The organism is Floridaenema flaviceps BLCC-F50 (assembly GCF_041929275.2).
GTDB lineage: Bacteria > Cyanobacteriota > Cyanobacteriia > Cyanobacteriales > Aerosakkonemataceae > Floridanema > Floridanema flaviceps.
The window spans coordinates 3,015,755-3,036,912 of record NZ_JBHFNR020000001.1; the positions used below are offsets into that span (position 1 = coordinate 3,015,755).

The following is a 21,158-nucleotide window of genomic DNA, read 5'->3' on the forward strand; positions in this document are numbered from 1 at the left end:
TAAATCTCATAGCTATCTATTCAGAAATTACTATGCAACTTAGGAACAGTTGGAGCGCATTGGGACTAATTATAACTTTGGGTTTTTTAATCGGAATGTTGGGCTTTTCTCTTTGGTATAAAATACCTGTTCCGGTTGCTCGCGTTACTTGGTCGCCTCAAGTTCAATGGATTACATCTGTCGAGCCAAGTTATCGTTTTTATGCCCGTCGCACATTTAATCTCACCGATACTGTGCAAACAGCTTGGCTGCGTTTAAGTGGTGATAACGATTTTATTCTTTATGTTAATGGGAAGCGAGTTGTTAGAGATCGCAGCGCTTTCAATAATGCTTTCGGATTTAGTAGGGGTGTTAGCGATCGCTTTCAAAATTTTAACGACAATATGAGATACCGTTTGAAGACAGGAGGAAATTATTTAACGGGGAGTACGAGAGACTGGAAGTTAACGGTTTATGTCGATCTAACACCTCTTTTACGTCCTGGCAAAAATGTTGTAGCCCTGGAAGTTCAACAAGGAGGAAAAAAGCCTCGTGCTGTTGTAGAAGGAGCGATTTATTCTGGATCAGATTCTCTTATTTCTCTCACAACTGGGGAAACAAATTGGCGAGTTTTCAGGCTATCAGAAAATCACCAAGGTTTGCAGTGGTTCGATCCAGATTTTTCCGACCAAAATTGGTCGGAAGCGCAAGTTTTAGGTTCAATTAAAGAAGCAACTTACAGTCGAATCAGTCAAAATTTGTTCGAGCGTCCCCTACAAGGAACTTGGATTACGGGAACTCCAACTGAGAAAGGGGAAGTTTGGTTAAGAAATTCATTTCAAGTAACTCAAAAGTATCAGCGTGCGTTTGTTCGTTTTGCCGGAAATGGCGAATATGCACTACTAATTAATGGGTTGTTAGTTAAGCGATACGATACCGAAAATGGCAAAAAATTACATATCTACGAAGTAACGAATTTCCTAAAACCAGGTATTAATACCCTAGCTGTGCGTTTAGCTTCTTCTATTAATTCAGAGGGTGCATTATTAGACAGCAGGACTTTAAGTTCAAGGGGTTTTCTTGGCTTTTTTCTAGATGGTTGGGTGGAAACAGAGCGGAGTAAGGTTACGGATGCGATCGCAACTGATAACACTTGGACATCTCTAACCCATCCTGTCACTAATTGGGACAAAGGTGAAGGTGAAGGACAACCAGCAACTTTGCTAGCACCCCCAAATCCCCAATCATTTCGGCGCACATTTGAAGGGAATGCTTATCTACTTAACTATCCCCATTATTTGTGGCACCAAAGTCTTTGGCAACTAGGTGGAATTGTTTGTGCGTTGGCTTATGCTTGGATGTTAAGTAGGTTTTGGTTGAAAAGCGATCGCCTGCAAGAGGGAGCCGCTCTTTTACTACCTGGAACCTTATTTTTAGTTAGCATTGGATTGCTGAAGCACCGCTATGGAGAATCAGAAATAGGGTTAATTTTTGCCCAACCATCCAGTAATTTGTTCATACTACTTGGCTTCTTATTTATTGTTTTAATAACCTTATTATGGAGCCAAATCAGGCTTAGATTAGCCCCGAAATATTGTTGGAGTTTATGGTTTTTCTTAGGTTTACTTACTTGCATTAGTTTTACCTTACTAATCAAAGTAAATGTTCTTATTGTCTTAGCTATTTTAAGTGGGTTTCTTATACTAGCACTGCTATGGAAATTGCCGCTCAACTTACAGCTATCAAAAGTATATGTAACTCTGCAACTAGCATGGCAAGCATGGGGACAGTGGCTTTTACTTATCTTAATTATCACTATTGGTTTTGGATTGAGAGCCTATAATTTAGGTTTTATAGACTTAGATAACGATGAAAATACCTCTCTAGATACCGCTAGAGGTATTCTTCGCACAGGCGCTCCCTTATTAACATCTGGTATTTGGTATACTCGTGGCCCTTTCTATCACTATTTATTAGCATTTTGGTTGCAAATCTTGGGAGATTCTGTGGTTAATGCTCGCTTTTTATCAGTGCTTTGGGGAACCGCAACTCTAATATTAGTCTATTTCTTCACCCGTAAAGTGACAGGAAAAGTTTGGATTGCTTTAGTTGTTATAGCAATTTTAGCAATCAACCCTTGGGAAATTTGGTATTCGCGCAATATCCGCTTTTATCAAGTTCTGCAATTTCTCTGCTTGTTATCATTTTGGTCGTTTTTTAAAGGGTTTATTGAACGATCGGGAAGAAAATATCAATATTTATTCTTTGTGGCAATCACTTTAATGCTGCTCACCCAAGAAGTAACCGTCACGCTCCTACCCGTTTTTTTAGTTGGGTTTCTTTGGTATTACCGCCCATTTAATTTATTCCGGGAATGGCGCATGGTTTTGAGTGCCTTCATCAGCCTATTAATTTTTACCTATAACATCATTTTCTTCTCTGTCAAATGCCTAACTCCTTGGGTATCACTTTCTGATAGTACAGATTCTTATCTGAAGCCTCATTTGCTAAATGTCACGCAATTTACAGCCAATTTTTTGGTTGGCCCAGACCGAATTCAAACAATATATAGCTGTTTTTTCCTGATTGGATTCGTATACTTTTTAATTCTGAAAGAAAACAAAAAGCTTTTCTTTTTCATTAGTATTATTGTTAACATAATTCTGATTACGATCCTGAGTTATCAAACAGCCGAACGCTATGCCTATACAATATATCCGTTGTTTGTGATGCTGGCAATTTATAGCGCTATTTGTATTACAAATAGCATCGGCAGGTACTTCCAATTTGTGTTAAAAGGGTTACTGCCACTAAAAGCGATCGCAGGAATTTTTCTAGCCTTACTTTTATTTAGTAACTTGCAACCAGGCAGAGTATTAGCAGGATATCAAGAGGCAATTTCGCGAAGAAATACTCAAGTCTCCGAGTACGTTCGCACTCACAGACAACCTGGTGATGTGTATATTTCACCTAATCCTCCTGCTGCATCAATTAGTTTGGGCCGATTAGATTACTTCTTATTCGGAATTGGATTTTTTGATGGTATCTATTGGCGCGATGGTAGAGCGATCGATCGTTGGGCAGGAGGCGTAATTATTAGTAATATAGACCAGTTAAATCGCGTTTTAGAAAAGTCAGAGCGGGTTTGGATTAATGTAGATGAAACCAGAGAAACTAGATTTACTCCTGAGATGAATCAATATATTCAGACTTTAGGAAAACCTGTTTTTGAAACTTTTGGTGTACGACTACGTTTGTGGCAACCTGAAGATGGTTTACTTCCTCGTATTCCTAATGAAGGCAAAGATTTAGGGGCTTACTAGCATTATTTAATCTCTGAGGATGGGTAAGTAGATATTGTGAAAATTAAACCGATCGTCATTCTAAAAATTGTCGTCACTGTAGGTCTTTTGACCTTAGTATTTACTCGTATAGATCTTGTTAAAACCTGGACGCAGTTTCAAGAACTTTCTTGGCTATTCGTCATTTTAACTACCCTTTATTATCTGGGTTTGCAATGGCTGAGTTGCCTACGTTGGCAAATTGTCTTGAAAACCACAAAACATTTCATACCTGTAAATAGTTTGCTCAATAGCTATTTAGCTGGAATGTTTCTCAACCTTTTTCTTCCTGGTGCAGTAGGTGGGGATGTCTACCGAGTTTATCAGGTTTCTAAACATACTAGAGATTCAGAAGTAGCGATCGCATCCGTATTTCTAGAAAGATTTACAGGTTTGGCGGCTCTTTCTGCTTTAGGAGTAATGGGTTTTCTCCCTGCTTTTAAAGTAGTTGGACTTTGGGATATTATCTTGCTATTTCTTGCTTGTGCAGCAGCTTTAGTTGGAGGTGTGTTACTAATTGTTAGCCCTCAATTACTTATTTGGACTGAGCCATTTTTAAACAAGTTACGGTTAAATAGATTAGCCGCTCGCTTGAAAAAAATTCAAGGGCTTTTAAGGCAGTTTGCTCAACATCGTCAAGCCTTAGCTTTATCAATGTCACTTTCGTTTTTAATTCAGTTGGGCATCATTTACTATCACTATTTAGTTGCACAACAGTTGAAAATTGAGATTTCTTATTTGGAACTTTTAGTTTTCATTCCGATTATCGTTGTCATTACTTTATTACCCATCTCTGTAGGTGGATTGGGTTTAAAAGAGGGTTTATGGATTTATTTATTCAGTCGTATTGGGTTAACTGCCGAGCAAGCTTTGTTGCTCTCTTTGACAATGACTTTGCTGAGTTGGCTTTCTTGTTTACCTGGAGGCATAATTTTACTTTTAAATTCCACCGGATTACAGCAAATGAGACGAGAGAAGATTATTTAAAATGAGGTAGCAATGCGTTCGATTAGACAAAATTCAAGCATTTGGAAAGCTTGTAAATTTTTTATCATTAGTGGATTAACGGTTATATTAACCAGTTTACTATTTGCAATTCCGATCGCTGCCACAAGCGAATCCACACTCATTCGACTCTCTCAAACTACAGCTTTTGAACAGGAATCAACCAATGATTTAATTGCCAATCTTCTTTATCAAAAACCCGATCGCTCTTATCGGGCAATGGCAATTAGTGGTGCCATTGGTGTTAACGCAGCTTGGGAAAATAACCAATTTCAGCAATGGTATATAGAAGCACAACGAGCTGGTGAACGTGCAATTATTGGTGGATTAATTAACAACAATGAAGCAGCTATTACGGCAGGATTTAAGATATTTGATTGGGGATTTGCCCGTCAAGCAGCCGATGGCAGTTTTACGGGAACTGGCGATCCTTTTCACAGTACTTCTATGTTTCTCCAAGCAGTATCTCATGCACTATTGATGATTCAACAATCTCCCCAATCACAAAAGTATGCCACTCAGGTAACGCATTACAAACCAATAGTAAATCGTGCTGCTCATTGGATGATCACTCCTCAAGTTTGGAACAATGGAATGCGAAAAAATGAAGCATTAACTCATCGGTTTTATTTAGTAGGAGCAGCTTTAGGATTGACGGGTAAATTAACAGACGATCGCGAATTAATTGACTATGCTCGCCAGTCAATTGAAAAAGGCTTATCCCGACAACGTTCCGATGGAGTTAATCCAGAAAAAGGTGGTCATGATAGCAATTATCAAATGGCTGGTGTGATGTTTGTAGCGCGTTGGATAACTTATTTTCCTAACGATTCTTTAACTCCTAGAGTTATACAAATGATTAACAAAGCTCTAATATGGGAAGAAACCAGAATTTTGCCTTCAGGGGAAATTAGCAGCGAAGGTAATACCCGCACAGCTGGACAAGAAAGGAGAAGGAATGGTCAAATTAAAAAAGTCGATCGCTGGACAGCAATTTGGGGTTTTGCTTATTGGGCATCGGTGACAGGTGAAAATAAATGGGAAGCGATCGCTCGTAAAATTGCTCAGTACTACTATTCAGGATTGTAGTCGGATATATCCACATCATCGAATAAATGATGATGTTCCACGCAAACATAAGGTTTGAAACTGCGAGTCATCAAAACTGCCAAGATATATTCTAAAACAGGCCATTTTGAATAATTGGAGCAATTAGGAACACAGCAATAAACTTTAATTTTCATCATATAGGTAAACTGAAATTCAGATAGTTGGGTAGGATATACCGATGGTCAACTTCCTGCACAGCACAGGCAATCAATAACTGGTTTAGCTGTGTGGCGTTGTAAGTCATAGCGGACAAATATAACATAGCTGGCTATTTCTACAACTGCTTGGGGCGCGTTTCTGGGGAGCTTGGGATAAACAGTTTACAAGATAGGGACAGAGCAGCGATATTATTGAATTAACTCAAAATCAAGTTAGCTTACTATTAATAGGAGTTCGTCTTCTACAATCTAGCAATACCAAGGCTCAGGGAAGTAGCGATCGCCTATCTTCTCTAAAGCTTCACTGCGTCTAGATCGGTAAGCTGAGAAAAACTTTAGGCTATTGGTCTAAGGCGGGACATTTTGGTGGGGAAAGGGAACAGGGAACAGGGAACAGGGAACAAACTTGTCCCGGTTTAGGTTGGTAGCCAAATTTTTAACCAAGAATGAGCAAGACAGAGCGCAGTAGTGATCAACGCCTAATGGCATCAAAGGTTATTAAATTACCTGTTTTTAGTGCGATCGGTTGTTTGCGTTTGTGATCAACGCCTAATGGCATCAAAGGTTATTAAATTATTAGGAGATTAATCAAATGTTACTAGTTTCAAGTGTGATCAACGCCTAATGGCATCAAAGGTTATTAAATTCTTTATATGCCGCAACCATAGAAAAAGCTTGTGTGTGATCAACGCCTAATGGCATCAAAGGTTATTAAATACCTTTGGGATGGAATTCTCCCCAAGTGTAATCCTGTGATCAACGCCTAATGGCATCAAAGGTTATTAAATTTGTCGCGTTAATATTTCTGCTCCATCAAGTTTATTGTGATCAACGCCTAATGGCATCAAAGGTTATTAAATTTTTTGAGCCAGTCAGGATATTGTATTCCAGACTGTGATCAACGCCTAATGGCATCAAAGGTTATTAAATTTTAGTGCTTGCCTAAAATTCCAAATTTGCCAAATGTGATCAACGCCTAATGGCATCAAAGGTTATTAAATTGATTGGGCTGACCAATTTGAAAAGTGTTTTCCGAAGTGATCAACGCCTAATGGCATCAAAGGTTATTAAATTTTAATGATTCGCCACCTTTCCAGTAAAGGCTTTCGTGATCAACGCCTAATGGCATCAAAGGTTATTAAATGAATCAGCTAACAAAAATGTTAAGCAAGTTTTAAGTGATCAACGCCTAATGGCATCAAAGGTTATTAAATTAATAGTCCATCGATAGAACTAAGTAGCAGCACCTCGTGATCAACGCCTAATGGCATCAAAGGTTATTAAATACCTCTAAATCCTGTTCTATTTCATCAAGATAAACGTCGTGATCAACGCCTAATGGCATCAAAGGTTATTAAATGTCATCCAAGGTTGCACACCATTGTTATCGATATTTGGTGATCAACGCCTAATGGCATCAAAGGTTATTAAATCTTCCTGTTAGCGCTCCTGCTTGAGAAGCGATTGGTGATCAACGCCTAATGGCATCAAAGGTTATTAAATTCTGGAAATTATTTCCGCAATTGGGTGGCTAGGGTGTGATCAACGCCTAATGGCATCAAAGGTTATTAAATTCGCCCTCCTCATCATCTTCGCCCTCTTCTATATGTGATCAACGCCTAATGGCATCAAAGGTTATTAAATTACGAATAGGTATTTGTTCTCGCTGAGTTATTTGAAGTGATCAACGCCTAATGGCATCAAAGGTTATTAAATCTCGCTTGCCGATCGCTGCCTTATATTTAAGTTTGTGTGATCAACGCCTAATGGCATCAAAGGTTATTAAATTTAGTTGGGGTGCGTTCAAAAGCATCGGGGTTTTACGTGATCAACGCCTAATGGCATCAAAGGTTATTAAATGACTTAATTGACAAAGGCAAGAAAAAGGAAATCAGGTGATCAACGCCTAATGGCATCAAAGGTTATTAAATGGGATTAGCGAGGCGGCTACCAAGCTAATCCCAGTGTGATCAACGCCTAATGGCATCAAAGGTTATTAAATTTGTCCCGAAGGGTGACGTTTGCTACCCCGCTATCGTGATCAACGCCTAATGGCATCAAAGGTTATTAAATTAAAAATAGACTACCCTAATGAACCTAATCCTGAGTGATCAACGCCTAATGGCATCAAAGGTTATTAAATTTCTTAGGGTGCAAGAAAATCAACCTAATTTTAAGTGATCAACGCCTAATGGCATCAAAGGTTATTAAATTCCTTTAAGTAATACCTGAAAACCCCTGTGCGAGTAGGTGATCAACGCCTAATGGCATCAAAGGTTATTAAATTCCGGTCAAAGAGCGCTGTGCAAAAAGTAGCGATTCCTGTGATCAACGCCTAATGGCATCAAAGGTTATTAAATACTTCCCTCCTAGTAATGGATAGATAGACTGAGAAAGTGATCAACGCCTAATGGCATCAAAGGTTATTAAATTTGGGTGCGCTTACCGTAGTTTTCTTTGTAGATGCCGTGATCAACGCCTAATGGCATCAAAGGTTATTAAATAATGGTGTGGCGTTAGCACAACGGTTTTGCATTCTGTGATCAACGCCTAATGGCATCAAAGGTTATTAAATAGTTGATGCAATAAGTTGAGGAACAATATAAATATGTGATCAACGCCTAATGGCATCAAAGGTTATTAAATTCACAGGCAATGGAATTTTCACGGCCTCTTGACTCTAGTGATCAACGCCTAATGGCATCAAAGGTTATTAAATTCGGTACAAAATCGCAAGAATTCTGGGCTGGAATTGTGATCAACGCCTAATGGCATCAAAGGTTATTAAATATGCGGGAAATGGCGAGGGACGGATTCTCAGGTTTGGTGATCAACGCCTAATGGCATCAAAGGTTATTAAATACCGTGTACACTGCCACGACTGGGATGAGCAAATAGTGATCAACGCCTAATGGCATCAAAGGTTATTAAATTGGCAAACGTAACGGAAAAGAACGAAGCCATCAATGTGATCAACGCCTAATGGCATCAAAGGTTATTAAATACTAGGAAAAATCGCCTCCGACGATTTCCCAAATGAGTGATCAACGCCTAATGGCATCAAAGGTTATTAAATACCGGGAGATAACCTCATGCTGGGAGGAAGATTTTGTGATCAACGCCTAATGGCATCAAAGGTTATTAAATTCCAACGCTCCCGTATAAACTTAACTCTTGGTGCGAGTGATCAACGCCTAATGGCATCAAAGGTTATTAAATGTGTTTAGCTTCCGGCAGTGCAGCAACTACTCTAATGTGATCAACGCCTAATGGCATCAAAGGTTATTAAATTCGTATACCTTGTCTACTTTTTACTGTTTTAATTGGTGATCAACGCCTAATGGCATCAAAGGTTATTAAATGCGATCGCACTGGCTTAGTATTTTGTGCGGGTGTTGTGATCAACGCCTAATGGCATCAAAGGTTATTAAATATTAACGGGGTGTTTCATTCTGGAGCGCTAACAAGTGATCAACGCCTAATGGCATCAAAGGTTATTAAATTACTCCCATGTGCGGGGCTGATTCGGTTCGATCAAGTGATCAACGCCTAATGGCATCAAAGGTTATTAAATTGTAATTGCCATCCAAATATGTTCCATGCTTGCCATGTGATCAACGCCTAATGGCATCAAAGGTTATTAAATCTTAACGCAGGTCAAAAGATAGAACGTGAGGAATTAGTGATCAACGCCTAATGGCATCAAAGGTTATTAAATATTACCAAAAGACTATCAACCTCAGTTGGTAGAATTGTGATCAACGCCTAATGGCATCAAAGGTTATTAAATAATCTAACACGAAACTAACAGCAACGCAATAACTTGTGATCAACGCCTAATGGCATCAAAGGTTATTAAATTTTCGTTTGTAGTTGCCAGCGCTGTCTAGCAGTTGTGATCAACGCCTAATGGCATCAAAGGTTATTAAATAACAACCCAACCAAGGGTGACTTCTGCATAGTATTGTGATCAACGCCTAATGGCATCAAAGGTTATTAAATTGGCTGGTGGGACATTAACGAGCAATTAAATAAAGAGTGATCAACGCCTAATGGCATCAAAGGTTATTAAATTCGTTGAGAGAGTGAATCCCCAAGCAATGAAAAACTGTGATCAACGCCTAATGGCATCAAAGGTTATTAAATTTCTCCCAGGATTACCAAAAATGGTTAAAACTCTCCAGTGATCAACGCCTAATGGCATCAAAGGTTATTAAATAACGAGACAGAAGAACAGGAAGACGCAGGCGTAGAGTGATCAACGCCTAATGGCATCAAAGGTTATTAAATTACTTCCTTGGCAATGGGGAGGTTGACTAAAGGAGGTGATCAACGCCTAATGGCATCAAAGGTTATTAAATTGGAAGCGACGGTAGAGCAAATAAAGCAGCTTGAATGTGATCAACGCCTAATGGCATCAAAGGTTATTAAATTGGATACCGATATCAGCTGCACCAAGCGCACCCAATAGTGATCAACGCCTAATGGCATCAAAGGTTATTAAATTCGATACCGTCCCAAAACCTTTTAATATCTGAAAATTGGTGATCAACGCCTAATGGCATCAAAGGTTATTAAATGTGAGGGTGAAGGCATCCCAATTCGTTGGTTAGGTGTGATCAACGCCTAATGGCATCAAAGGTTATTAAATAGAAACAGCACAAATATTAAGTCAATCTGATAATTTGTGATCAACGCCTAATGGCATCAAAGGTTATTAAATCATCATCACAGAATAGCTTCATCACTGAAACTGTCCGTGATCAACGCCTAATGGCATCAAAGGTTATTAAATTAGTAAGAACACGGACTAGTAGAAACAGCGAGATATGTGATCAACGCCTAATGGCATCAAAGGTTATTAAATGTCTGGGACTACTCTTTTTACTAGCTGTAAATGCTGTGATCAACGCCTAATGGCATCAAAGGTTATTAAATGTTATTGGGTTTAAAACCCTGCTTAAGTTTCTTGAGTTGTGATCAACGCCTAATGGCATCAAAGGTTATTAAATATCTGCATTGTCGCCAGTATTAGAATTTTGGGCTAGTGATCAACGCCTAATGGCATCAAAGGTTATTAAATTGCTCAAGCCTGATCACCAATGCGGCTGATTTTGTGTGATCAACGCCTAATGGCATCAAAGGTTATTAAATCGACTGGATAACCCACCCCCAAACAGGCGCAGGATTGTGATCAACGCCTAATGGCATCAAAGGTTATTAAATTCAAAATTCGTCTTCCTCCTCATTGTCTTCGTGTTGTGATCAACGCCTAATGGCATCAAAGGTTATTAAATAGCGGCGGCTGAAACTATTATAGGACAGGCGCTGCTCACTAATTTTACAAGCACCTCTCGGCAATAAGCAATAAAGCAGCTAAATTTGGCTAAAATCCTTGACCAATTAGTGATGTACTACTTCCAAAAAGCTTATCTAGCCTAGAGTCTAGCATTTTGCAAGCACCTCCTTTAACTTCAAAAAAGCTCTAACCAAATGGTGATAAGGGTTTCGAGGCATGAAAACAATTGTCATTGCTTTCACAGCCACAGATGCTTGCATCAGACAATATGATAGGTTTCTTCTTGCAGAGGCCATGCACCAGGACGGTTGTACATTTGCACACCCTCAACACAGCGGTTGCAGAGTCGAAGTAGCAGCAGCGCATCTTCTGCGGCTAAAATTTGCTCTAATTCCCAGCGTAACTTTTCGCGATCGCGCTGAGTCAACCAACAACGGAAGATAGAGTATTGCAGCCGTTCCCCATATCCCTGCAACAGTTTGTAAGCTTTGCGCCAGCGTTTAGAGCAGCGGATATCATAAGCAACCAAATACCAGTTTTTTGCTTCAGGCATTTGCTCACCTCAGCGCAACACTAACTGACCAAATAAACCACCCTCACCCATCCATTCCTTCTCTAATAGCCGGACTTCCAGTTCCAACAGACGGCGGTAGGTTAGGGAATACCCAGTTACAGGATGTTTCCAACTCTCCTCTTTTCGGGTTTCATATAAACTAACTAGTTTGCGCCGCCCTGAGTCACTTAACCAAACTTGATGCTTGCGGGCATCAAAATCAGCTTGGACATCCCATTGTCCACGATTAATCGAAGCAACGATCGTCATATCCACCAATGGCACCCGAAAGATTTCCATCAAATCCAGTGCTAAAGGTGCAGCTTGGGAACGGGGTTGATGGTAAAAACCTAATGCTGGTTCTAAGCCAACTGTTAGAATCGCGTTCATTACATCTTTGATCAGTAAGGCATAGCCAAAACTCAACAAAGCGTTGAATCGATCGAGCGGTGGGCGACGATTCCGACCATCAAAGTGTAATTCTTTTGGAACTGTCTGAGAAATTAAATTAGGCAAAGCACCAAAATACAATGCTGCCAAATTACCTTCGAGTCCTAAAAGTGATTCCAACGACTGAGCTTTTGGTACTTGTTTGAGTATCCGTTGCATTTGGGCGATCGCTTTTTCCAGTTTCTCTGGCATTTCCTTGATACCCCTAGCCCCACGCATTAAAAATTTACGCTGCCCTTGTCCGCGACAAGTAACCAGCGTTCGTGCCAGTTGCAAACAAGTATCAGAATTACTCAAAGCCTGGTATTGACGAATCCGACGCTGAATACTGCCAACTCTAGTATCAAAACTACCGAGATAGCGCCCACCGCCAGAAATCAGGTGTACTCCAATCCCAGAATCAGCACAAAAATGCAACGCTTGGGTAGAGATTTGCGCGAAGCTGTGCAGCACGACTTGTCCCACCTGACGAACTGGGTAGGTTTCCACTGGTCGATTCTCCTGCAAAGACGCTACGCGAACGCGACGGCTGATTTTAAGTTGTTCTCCGGTGCGACCAACCATTGTCCCTGGTTCTAAAACATGAAGTACCTGCCGTTCGTCATCTTTGGGAAATAAGCGAATTGGTTGCCATTCGCGATCGTGAGCTAATCGTGCTTCTTCTGGTAAACAAACTGGAGCCAGAGAACAACGAGCGCATAATCTTTCGTTATTATGCACCGGAGGACGATGTATCGATTCCTTGAGCGATCGCGCTTTTTGAATCGCGTCTTTGACTGCGGTTCGTCCGGCATCATCCAAAGGAACGTGAACTAGTACATTATCGGCGTGATAACGAATTCTGCCTTCCTTGATGGTGATGCCTAAAGCTGATTCCAGCAGACAAGCGTAGGCTAGGATTTGGATGCGATCGCTTTCCCAAGCTTGCGGTTGATTGTTATCATCACGGTGACAGCGACCTCGTTTATGTTCATAAGGAATAGTTTCTCCATCACGAGTGCGAAGGGCATCAACTCGACCCCGTAATCCTAATTCTTCACTTTCCAGAAATAGGTCTAACCACTCTTCATCCTCCTGTTTTTCAATTTCAACGTGCAGTCTGCGACCAGCAAAAACAGCTGCATCTTGGGTGTAAAGTTCTTCGACTTCTTCTAAATAGAAAAGTCGCGGACAATAGGCAAGAGCGTGGAGGGCAGAAACACGAATTGTATCCTGTTGATTTAATTTGATATCCTCTAAAGTTTGCATGGCAATGATGTCTGTAAGGGTTGTAAATTTTTACGCCTTCAGGCATCACAGGTTTCAGAAGCGCAGCAGACAATCCAATGGGAGCAACTGCGACCTCGGTGTGATCAACGCCTACGGGCATCAAAGGTGTCAGAAGCCGCGCTAAGCCCAATAGGAGCGACTGCAACTTCAGTGTGATCAACGCCTAAAGGCATCAAAGGTTTAGAAAGTACTCACGCCGAAACAACGAGAGATGCTTGTCAACTAATACCACCGTTACCCTTTAGCCCGCGTAGGCGGACTTTGTTTATGTAGCGGCGATTTCAATCGCCCAATTATCGCTAAGGAATCACACAAAAAGCTTCTTCACAAAAATCGCCTAAACAAAACTTTTGCTTCTGAGTTTCCTTACTTCCCAAATAATCAACGACTAAGGGCAGATTATATCTACCTCGATCGTCTTTAACTAACCATCTCGCAGCTGAAGGTAAATTAGGCAAAATCCGCACATCATCAATCAAATCACGGCTTTCCCCTAAACTCCAGCCGCCAAATCGATCAATAGTATCTGGGTGCAACAAAGCTTGGCGCACTCTTGCTTCTAAATTACCTGATTCTTGAGTCGAATCTATCCCTACAACGATATCTAATCCACACAGAATTGATTGATAGTCTGGTCTAGAATTTTCACGAGCGTTGATATCTTTACTTTTCATCCGCCGTACAGTTCTTAACACTGTTGCAACTTGAGGTTCGGATAAAAGTGCGATCGCTAACTTAACTCCTCGATGAACTTGCAAATTAGTTTCACCCACTAAAGATAGCAAACAACCATAAATTGTTGCTGGAGTGGGCAGAGAATAAGTATCGCCATATTCCCGCGAATAAGAGTGTTTAAAGCTAGCAAACGGAGCAGAAATTTGTAAGAAAATCATACTTAACCTCAAATTAATTCCATCTTTCATAAATAACGCCTAAAGGCGTTCAAAGGTTTTTTGAGTTTTAACTTACTTTTCGCTCCGAACTAACAGGTAAATTCAAATCCTGGCGAATTCGATCGAGTAATGCTTTTGTGCCTTTCCGCAAACTTGGATAAACGTGACAGCCCAATTGGGCTAAAGCTTTAGCTTCCTCTGTAAAGGCGTATCCGCCAAAAATCCAAATTTCGTCAGCCGGAATTTCTTCAACTTCTAATAATTGCACCATTTTAGTAGCTGAAAGAATATCCTCATCATTAACTCGGAAGCAATTAAGAAACTGCGGAACTGGGTGATGAGTCCATCGAAAAACTACTGATTCTGGTGAAAAATCATACAAAAAACGAGCGTGATTTCCGCCTACATTGGAGATTTTGGTAACAGATTCCACAACCGAAATAACGCGATCTGGTACAACTAAACGTTGCGGAGTAATTGCTAATCCCCACTGAAAACGAGTGGTGATAGTTTCGGTACTATAAATCGAAGTACGGGCACGTTCCGAATCTTCGTCTTTTTTGCCTTTCTTGCCTTTGTCACCACTTTTAGAATTGAAAGTAATCTGAATTTTATCAGCAGATTCCAAACTAACAGCACGAGTCACTTCTAAAGCACCTCGGCGTTTTTGAACATCACCACCAGCACCAGCACGCGCAATCATATAACCCAAAACATCGTCATCAATATAAGTTTCAGCATTAAATTTTGGGTCTTGAAATTCATTAGTTTGATTTGATTCATCCCAAAGGCGGTTAACATCTAATCCCTCATTTTGCCAGAAATAACGAATAGCCCAGCGAATTGCTTCAGCGGATACAGAAACGTGCAGTTGTCCATTCCAAAAAACTTTAGGTAATGTTGTCCGATTCCCTTCAGTTTCTCCGCGATTATTGGCAGCAACACCTTGAGCAGTAATTAAGTTAGCAAACAAATGGTAAGTCATTTTTCAATCCTTTAAGTAAATTGACAAAATACTCAAAATGAGTCACAGGTTGAATTCTATTAAATGTCTGTAGACATTGGCGCAACTTGGGTTAAGTCTTCTCCCTCATCTTCTTCATCTTCATCCGTAAAATTATCTGACTCTTCACTATTATTTTCCGATTCGCTTAATTGAAACTTTTGCTCATCTTTTGGTGGTGTTAGATCCTTTGCTAGTAAAATTTTGCGAGTTCGTTCAACTTTCCAAGGATTTTTGTAAGTCAAAATTGCCAAAGCTGCTAAACTTAAACATTCTTCCCAATTTTTAACCGCCCATTGATGAAATTCACCTAAATCTGTGTCTTGCCAAAATGGATTATTGCGATTTACAGGTTTACTCACCAATTCGGTTAGCCAACGAACAAATTGCTCTTTAGTTTTTACCGATCGGATCGACATCTGCAATTCTTGGCGCACTCGATCGTAATTAGGCTTCCCGGAAGTGCTGGAGAATGCCTGATAGCAAAGTTGTTTATAAATCCAAGTAATACCATCACAAAATAATGTGGCATTCGGGGAAACATAACCATTCTCAATTGTGACTTCTTTCATTTCTCGTAATAACCTCTTTTCGTAAAGTAAAGCATCGTAATAGTTGGATGATAGGCATAAAACCTGGTATAAATTCGCATACCAAGCTTGTCCTTTTGTCAAGCTTTCTGTAGCAATTTCTCGACCGAATGAGACAGTAATAAATGTACCATTTTTGCCAACTTTGATTCCTCCTTTGAGATAGCGATCGCAAAGCCAATAAAGCTTTCTCAGATTTTGATTAATTTCAATCCGTTGTTTGGCAGTAATTACAATCTGTTTTGACCAAGGACGAGAACCAAAAGCCCAAACTTCACAAGCTTTCACGGTCAGCGAACCGATCGCTTTTTCCCCTGCTAATCTTGTCAATTCTCTTAAAGAAGCATCCGATAAACCCGAAGCGTAGTAGTCATCGAATCTAACTGTTTGAGAACCTGCTTCTAGTTTATTTTGAGTAAATTGCTCTAAATCTTCCACTTCTGGAATTACCAAAGCCCAGAGATATTTATCCTGCTTTAAGCGCGATCGAATTTTGTAATAGCTGCAAACAATAGGCGCAAAAGCCAGAGCAATAATCCCTTCTGGAGGTTCTTCTAGTTTAGTTTTTCCGCTCAAAGCAACGTGCAATTCGCTACCACCAGGATAAAGCCAACCTGCAATCTTGATAGAAGGTTTAAAATTCCCTTTCTTGTCAAAAGCTTTAAGCGAAGTTAAATCTTGATGTGGATAATAATCAAGAGCTTTGTATTTAAACTCTAGAACTTTTTCGTCAATTTCAACTGTTGCAGTTACTATTCCTCTTGAAGACTTAATTACTAAAGGATGAAAAATTAAGGTTCCAGTCATTCCTTGATGAAAGTTAACTCGTTCATCACGGGTTAAATTACCAAGAATGGGAATTTTAATTAATCCTTCAGAGTCGAGTTGATAGGTATGGCTTAAAAGCCACTCCAGCACTTCTTGATCCAAACAGTTACCTTGTAAAGTAACGGAATGTTTTTCAAGTTTCCAGCTAAATAGTTGACCGTTAAATTGTTGCAATTTAGACAGCGCCAGATATAATCCAGCCAGTCCAGCTTGATGCAAAGCTGTGGGTAAATCCCCAAGATTGATGGTGATATTCACTTTCGTTACAAATTTAAGGGAGCAACATCTTACAGATGTCAAAGGTTAGATAGCAAAGGTTGTTCAAGTTTATGGTTGATGGCTGTAGAGTGGTCAACGCTTGTTAGCGTCAAAGGTCTGCCAAATTTAAGGTTGATGCCCGTAAATATCTACTAAATCTTGATGCCTTGTTTCATAAGCTCCTATTTCTGAATGATAATGGATATCTTCAGTAAGTGCAACTCGGTAAAACTTGAAAGCTTTTTCACGTTGCCACTTTTCAATATTTTTCGGACTTCTGACGGAAACAGCCCATTTTTGAGCTTGTTGGGATAGTTTTACATTGGATTGCTCTTTGACTGTCTTAAAAATTTTGGGAACGTCAGATTCAAGAATTACTTGAATTGTGTATCCAGGTGGCATCAATTCTCCTTGTTGAGTCAGCCAAGTTTGCAACCATGTAACTGCTACAGATTCAGATGGAATAATCTGCATTTTTTCCATAGATTCGGCAAGTAAGAGTTGATTAATTTCTTGACCTGCGTATTCTTGTAACAACTGTTTGGATAATTCTATGCCAAGAATGTCTTCTCGACGGCGATCGTATGGCGTTAGTCTATCTCGTTCTCGTTGATAAATTAGAGCATGGCAAACTCTACCTGTTTTTAGTTTGTACTCGTCTTTAATAACATCAACCCAACGATTTAGCCTTCCTAACCTTTGAATTAATGCCCAAAGAGGAGCAATTGCTGATATCAATAATGTGCAGCTAATATCTAGGGACATTTCAGCAATTTGAGTTGTTACAGCAAAGGCTGGTTCATCATTTCTAAATGCTTCTACCAATTCATTTTGTTGATGTATGGAATCCTGATAGCGAAATCTGGAATGAAAACAAATTGGAGTAATTTTTAATCCCGCACTTGCGAATCGCTGTTTAGCTTCTGTATACAGTCTTTGGCAATCATAAACTTCATTTGTTACCCAAAGAACTTTGCCACCTTGTTGGAGTTCTGCGATCGCTTTTTCCCACAACTCCTCCCCTTCACTCGAAACAGCGTGCAACCGATAACGATTCAGCTTTTCTATCTCAGGAGGGCCAAAGATAATCTCTGGTTTTTCACCATCGTTTTTAGCTAATGCGGCTTCGATCGCTTCTTTCCGAGAAGGAGGTAACGAAGCTGTCATTAATACAATATGAGAATTGCGGAAAATTCGCAAAAATTCCAGCAGTGTGCCAAATAATTCTGGTGGGTAAGCGTGAATCTCATCGAAAACAAAGAAGCCTTGAACAATTGCAGGGAAACCGTAGAGTCCTTTACGATAGTTTTGCAGTAATCCCAGAACAGTGTGGGCAGTACAGTAGATTAATTTACTATGCCAAATTCGCAATGCTTCGGCGCGAGTTTGGAATCGCTCTTCTTCTCCTTCCTTATCATCATCATAGATTTCACTGAATCCTCGCAGCTGTTCATCTACCCACTTTCGGCTGTGTTCTAACAAAGCATTTTCAACTTTGTTAGCTGCATAATCTATGAATCCTTGAGTTGTAGTGGATGTAGTCGGGTAGCAGAAAAACAGCTTGGCTTTTAAACCATTAATTGCTAACTCATTTAATCGAGCATAAGCAATTAAAGATTTACCTGCACCACATCCGGCAACCACAATAACTACTCTAGCATTTGATTTTGCTGCATTTTTTTGGAAGTCTAATAATTGGCGATCGCCTAATTTACTTTCAATCACCTCCTGACAAATTTCTACTGTCATTGTTTCGCTGAGGGCTTCTCGAATCCATTGGGTGTAGTTAAGTTTTCCCCGGTGCTTCTCCAAGAGTGCTGATGCTGCTAGATCGCAAGCCATCGTTAACGCTTTGACAGTAGCAATTTTCCGTAGTTTATCGAAATCATTCTGGCATTTGAGATCGACTTGGTTAGCCCACTCTTTAAACTGGCAAATTCCCTGTTTTAACTGCTCTTCCTTATATTCTTGCGGAAGCTTTGGTAAGGTTTCACTTAACCCTAAATGTTTAACTCCTAGCTTCAAAACTTCTTCAAAATCTTTAGCTTGAGTAAATACTTTTAGGGTAATACCTATTTCTAAGTTGAAATAGTCAGAATTTCTTACTTTTAAATGATGCCCCAATACAGCCAGTAGTGCAAGTGGCAGAAATTTAGCGTAAGGTTCTAGCCATTGTAGAACCTTTGGCGATCGCACTAGAATACAACTGAGTAATTCATGACGGATTGCTTGTTTTTCTATGCAAGGAAGAGGTTCATAAATTCTCAACATCTTCAGCAAAGATTTTTTAGACTTCTTCTCTACTAGCGATAAAAAATCTATATTTACTTTGCCCCAATCGTGCAGCCAAATTGCCAACTTGACAGCAGTAATTAGTTCCGAAGGAGTACAGTCTAGTTTAAGAACGTCGCAAATTACGGGTGCGATCGCTTCTAATTCGTTCGCTGCTAATATTCCCTGTTCCAGATGTCCAGGTAATCGCATTGCCCATAAATCAGCTTCGCTGTACTCTTCGGTAATGGACTTAGCCAAAAGCACATTTCTATTCAAACCAACCACCTCCCATTGTTTTCCGACCACCTAATCCAAACTGTTGCAGTTTTAAGGAATCTTCTTCAGAAAGTCCTTTCACCTCAACTGCAAAACCTGTAATAAACTTGCCTTTAATTTTGATGACTTGTCGCTTCGGTTCACCTCGACGCAAGATTAAAGAAAGTTCACCTCGCACACCCATTCCTTGTAACTGACGATTAGCTGCTGCCAAAAATAAATCTGGTGGTGGATTTGACCCTTGGTAATCCCGCAATTTAATTGTGACGAACCGAGAGCGAAGGTTTTTCTTAGAAATTAAAGGTCTAATTGTCGGGGGTTGTAGAGCAATTGACCCCTGGCCTACACTCAACCGCTTTCCCGCTAAAGCATAAAGACGGCTGGTTCTAGAAATCGGCACTCTTAGTTGGAGTTGTGAGTTGCAGTGCGTTTCGATTTGCTTGTTGTGCAGCAATACTCCTGCGATCGAGTTAATCAGGACTGTAGGACATTCTTCTAGCCAAGGTTCTAACGATTTCAACGCTGAGTAGAGGGGGTAACTGTGCAACGAACTAAGCCTATCTCCCACTATCAAGGGAAATTCAACTTGTACCAATGGGTCAGCTGCTAGCAATTCCTCTAGTTCAGCTAACTTTGCTAATTTACAAAATGCAGACATATTATATTAACCTCAAGTTAAAAGTGAGATCCGCAGCACCAATGGGTGTCATCGATTTAGGAGATACAAGATAGTTGTAGCTTGTACTCCCCTACTTTGCTTAATTTTTCTTCCAAAATGCAGATTGAACAACTCCAACAGGGAGTCTCAGGTAAATCAACACTAGCACATTTAACAGTATGTTTGACAAGTGTTTTTGTGAAATAAAATAGTAAAAATGCAAGCACCTCTGTTTGTTGGAAGGCAATTAGGCATCCCATAGCCTAGAATTCTTGAGAAGTGGGCATTTCAGCGTTTATGGCAGGTTAGGAGGTGCTTGCAAAATCGCTCAGTACTAGATTAGGCAAGCATTACAGGCACGGCGTAATTACTTCAAATCTCCTTTTTTAGCTATATTCACCTACTTTATTGCTTTCTATAGTCAGGTGCTTGTAGAATTGAGTACAAGTCGTTGTCTGGTAACAGTTTCAGCGATCGCTATTCCTAAACCTTAGATGCCATCAGGCGTTGATCACGATTAAGGCATGGGATAGTATTTGGTGACGGCAGTAATTCCTAAACCTTAGATGCCATCAGGCGTTGATCACGGTTGGCAAGTTTTAGGAACATTGCCTAACCGAGGTGAATTCCTAAACCTTAGATGCCATCAGGCGTTGATCACAGCGCGAACTTTTTAAATATGCTCTTGCTTGCCGATATTCCTAAACCTTAGATGCCATCAGGCGTTGATCACGTTACAGCTGCTTTTGCTGTGTGTTTAGCTCCGGTTATTCCTAAACCTTAGATGCCATCAGGCGTTGATCACAAGGAACTGTACTAAAACTTGTGATTGATACTGGTTATTCCTAAACCTTAGATGCCATCAGGCGTTGATCACGGTCGCCATGTCTGGTCAGTCCTCTAGCCCCAATCATTCCTAAACCTTAGATGCCATCAGGCGTTGATCACTATAAGTGCCAGCTACCATTAAACGGCAATTCAAATAATTCCTAAACCTTAGATGCCATCAGGCGTTGATCACTACGCCGACTTTTGGATAGCCACCGAAGGAGAAATTCCTAAACCTTAGATGCCATCAGGCGTTGATCACAATGTTGAGCAGTTGGGGGAGGAAATAAAAAAGTTATTCCTAAACCTTAGATGCCATCAGGCGTTGATCACATTGAGCATGGTATTCGGCGTGCTAATCGATATAATTCCTAAACCTTAGATGC

11 protein-coding genes and 2 CRISPR repeat arrays (1 of these 13 cut by a window edge) are annotated in these 21,158 nt (G+C 40.2%); of the genes, 3 read left to right on the forward strand and 8 right to left on the reverse strand.

Annotated features, from left to right (window positions below; translation table 11 throughout):
• The first annotated feature begins 32 nt into the window (after nt 1-32).
• The 3 genes from ACE1CI_RS14475 to ACE1CI_RS14485 are packed head-to-tail and all read left to right on the forward strand — an operon-like array spanning nt 33 to nt 5,414.
• Nucleotides 33-3,302 (forward strand): ArnT family glycosyltransferase, encoded by a 3,270-nt coding sequence (locus tag ACE1CI_RS14475; RefSeq protein WP_413267034.1) that lies wholly within the window; start codon nt 33-35, stop codon nt 3,300-3,302.
• Between the two features lie 36 nt (nt 3,303-3,338).
• On the forward strand, nt 3,339-4,307 hold the full coding sequence (locus tag ACE1CI_RS14480) for a flippase-like domain-containing protein (RefSeq protein ID WP_496615475.1): 969 nt from the start codon (nt 3,339-3,341) through the stop codon (nt 4,305-4,307).
• A gap of 12 nt (nt 4,308-4,319) precedes the next feature.
• A complete protein-coding gene (locus ACE1CI_RS14485; protein WP_413267036.1) occupies nt 4,320-5,414 on the forward strand; it encodes a hypothetical protein in 1,095 nt (364 codons plus the stop codon).
• Here the strand turns inward: ACE1CI_RS14485 and ACE1CI_RS14490 are convergent.
• The 8 genes from ACE1CI_RS14490 to cas6 all read right to left on the reverse strand — a co-directional run bounded on the left by ACE1CI_RS14490 (nt 5,399) and on the right by cas6 (nt 19,944).
• Nucleotides 5,399-5,572, reverse strand: coding sequence for a hypothetical protein (locus ACE1CI_RS14490; protein ID WP_413267037.1), 174 nt, complete (start codon nt 5,570-5,572; stop codon nt 5,399-5,401). The genes ACE1CI_RS14485 and ACE1CI_RS14490 overlap by 16 nt on opposite strands.
• Nucleotides 5,573-6,061: 489 nt before the next feature.
• Nucleotides 6,062-10,890: a CRISPR direct-repeat array (repeat unit 36 nt; unit sequence GTGATCAACGCCTAATGGCATCAAAGGTTATTAAAT).
• A gap of 261 nt (nt 10,891-11,151) precedes the next feature.
• The gene (cas2, locus tag ACE1CI_RS14495) at nt 11,152-11,445 is read right to left on the reverse strand and encodes a CRISPR-associated endonuclease Cas2 (protein ID WP_413261675.1); all 294 of its coding nucleotides are present in this window, start codon (nt 11,443-11,445) and stop codon (nt 11,152-11,154) included.
• 9 nt (nt 11,446-11,454) lie between these two features.
• Nucleotides 11,455-13,143, reverse strand: a complete 1,689-nt coding sequence (gene cas1 / locus ACE1CI_RS14500) for a type I-MYXAN CRISPR-associated endonuclease Cas1 (RefSeq protein WP_413261674.1) — start codon at nt 13,141-13,143, stop codon at nt 11,455-11,457.
• A gap of 320 nt (nt 13,144-13,463) precedes the next feature.
• Nucleotides 13,464-14,057: a type I-MYXAN CRISPR-associated protein Cas5/Cmx5/DevS gene (gene cas5, locus ACE1CI_RS14505; protein WP_413261673.1), complete on the reverse strand. Its 594-nt coding sequence runs from the start codon at nt 14,055-14,057 to the stop codon at nt 13,464-13,466.
• A gap of 67 nt (nt 14,058-14,124) precedes the next feature.
• Nucleotides 14,125-15,042, reverse strand: coding sequence for a type I-B CRISPR-associated protein Cas7/Cst2/DevR (cas7i, locus tag ACE1CI_RS14510; protein ID WP_413261672.1), 918 nt, complete (start codon nt 15,040-15,042; stop codon nt 14,125-14,127).
• A gap of 59 nt (nt 15,043-15,101) precedes the next feature.
• Nucleotides 15,102-16,736, reverse strand: coding sequence for a type I-MYXAN CRISPR-associated Cas8a1/Cmx1 (gene cas8a1 / locus ACE1CI_RS14515; RefSeq protein WP_413261671.1), 1,635 nt, complete (start codon nt 16,734-16,736; stop codon nt 15,102-15,104).
• A 126-nt stretch (nt 16,737-16,862) separates the two neighbouring features.
• Complete coding sequence (gene cas3 / locus ACE1CI_RS14520) at nt 16,863-19,286, reverse strand: CRISPR-associated helicase Cas3' (protein ID WP_413261670.1); 2,424 nt, start codon at nt 19,284-19,286, stop codon at nt 16,863-16,865.
• Nucleotides 19,279-19,944, reverse strand: a complete 666-nt coding sequence (gene cas6 / locus ACE1CI_RS14525) for a type I-MYXAN CRISPR-associated protein Cas6/Cmx6 (protein WP_496615476.1) — start codon at nt 19,942-19,944, stop codon at nt 19,279-19,281. The genes cas3 and cas6 overlap by 8 nt, the downstream gene beginning before the upstream one ends.
• Nucleotides 19,945-20,423: 479 nt before the next feature.
• Nucleotides 20,424-21,158: direct repeats of the CRISPR family, unit length 36 nt; unit sequence ATTCCTAAACCTTAGATGCCATCAGGCGTTGATCAC; it runs 662 nt beyond the window's last position.

Excerpts from the sequence above, each read along its gene's own strand:
- ACE1CI_RS14475 (WP_413267034.1), top strand. The coding sequence starts at position 33 with ATGCAACTTAGGAACAGTTGGAGCGCATTGGGACTAATTATAACTTTG.
- ACE1CI_RS14485 (WP_413267036.1), top strand. The coding sequence starts at position 4,320 with ATGCGTTCGATTAGACAAAATTCAAGCATTTGGAAAGCTTGTAAATTT.
- ACE1CI_RS14490 (WP_413267037.1), bottom strand. The coding sequence starts at position 5,572 with ATGATGAAAATTAAAGTTTATTGCTGTGTTCCTAATTGCTCCAATTAT.
- cas2 (WP_413261675.1), bottom strand. The coding sequence starts at position 11,445 with ATGCCTGAAGCAAAAAACTGGTATTTGGTTGCTTATGATATCCGCTGC.
- cas1 (WP_413261674.1), bottom strand. The coding sequence starts at position 13,143 with ATGCAAACTTTAGAGGATATCAAATTAAATCAACAGGATACAATTCGT.
- cas5 (WP_413261673.1), bottom strand. The coding sequence starts at position 14,057 with ATGATTTTCTTACAAATTTCTGCTCCGTTTGCTAGCTTTAAACACTCT.
- cas7i (WP_413261672.1), bottom strand. The coding sequence starts at position 15,042 with ATGACTTACCATTTGTTTGCTAACTTAATTACTGCTCAAGGTGTTGCT.
- cas6 (WP_496615476.1), bottom strand. The coding sequence starts at position 19,944 with ATGTCTGCATTTTGTAAATTAGCAAAGTTAGCTGAACTAGAGGAATTG.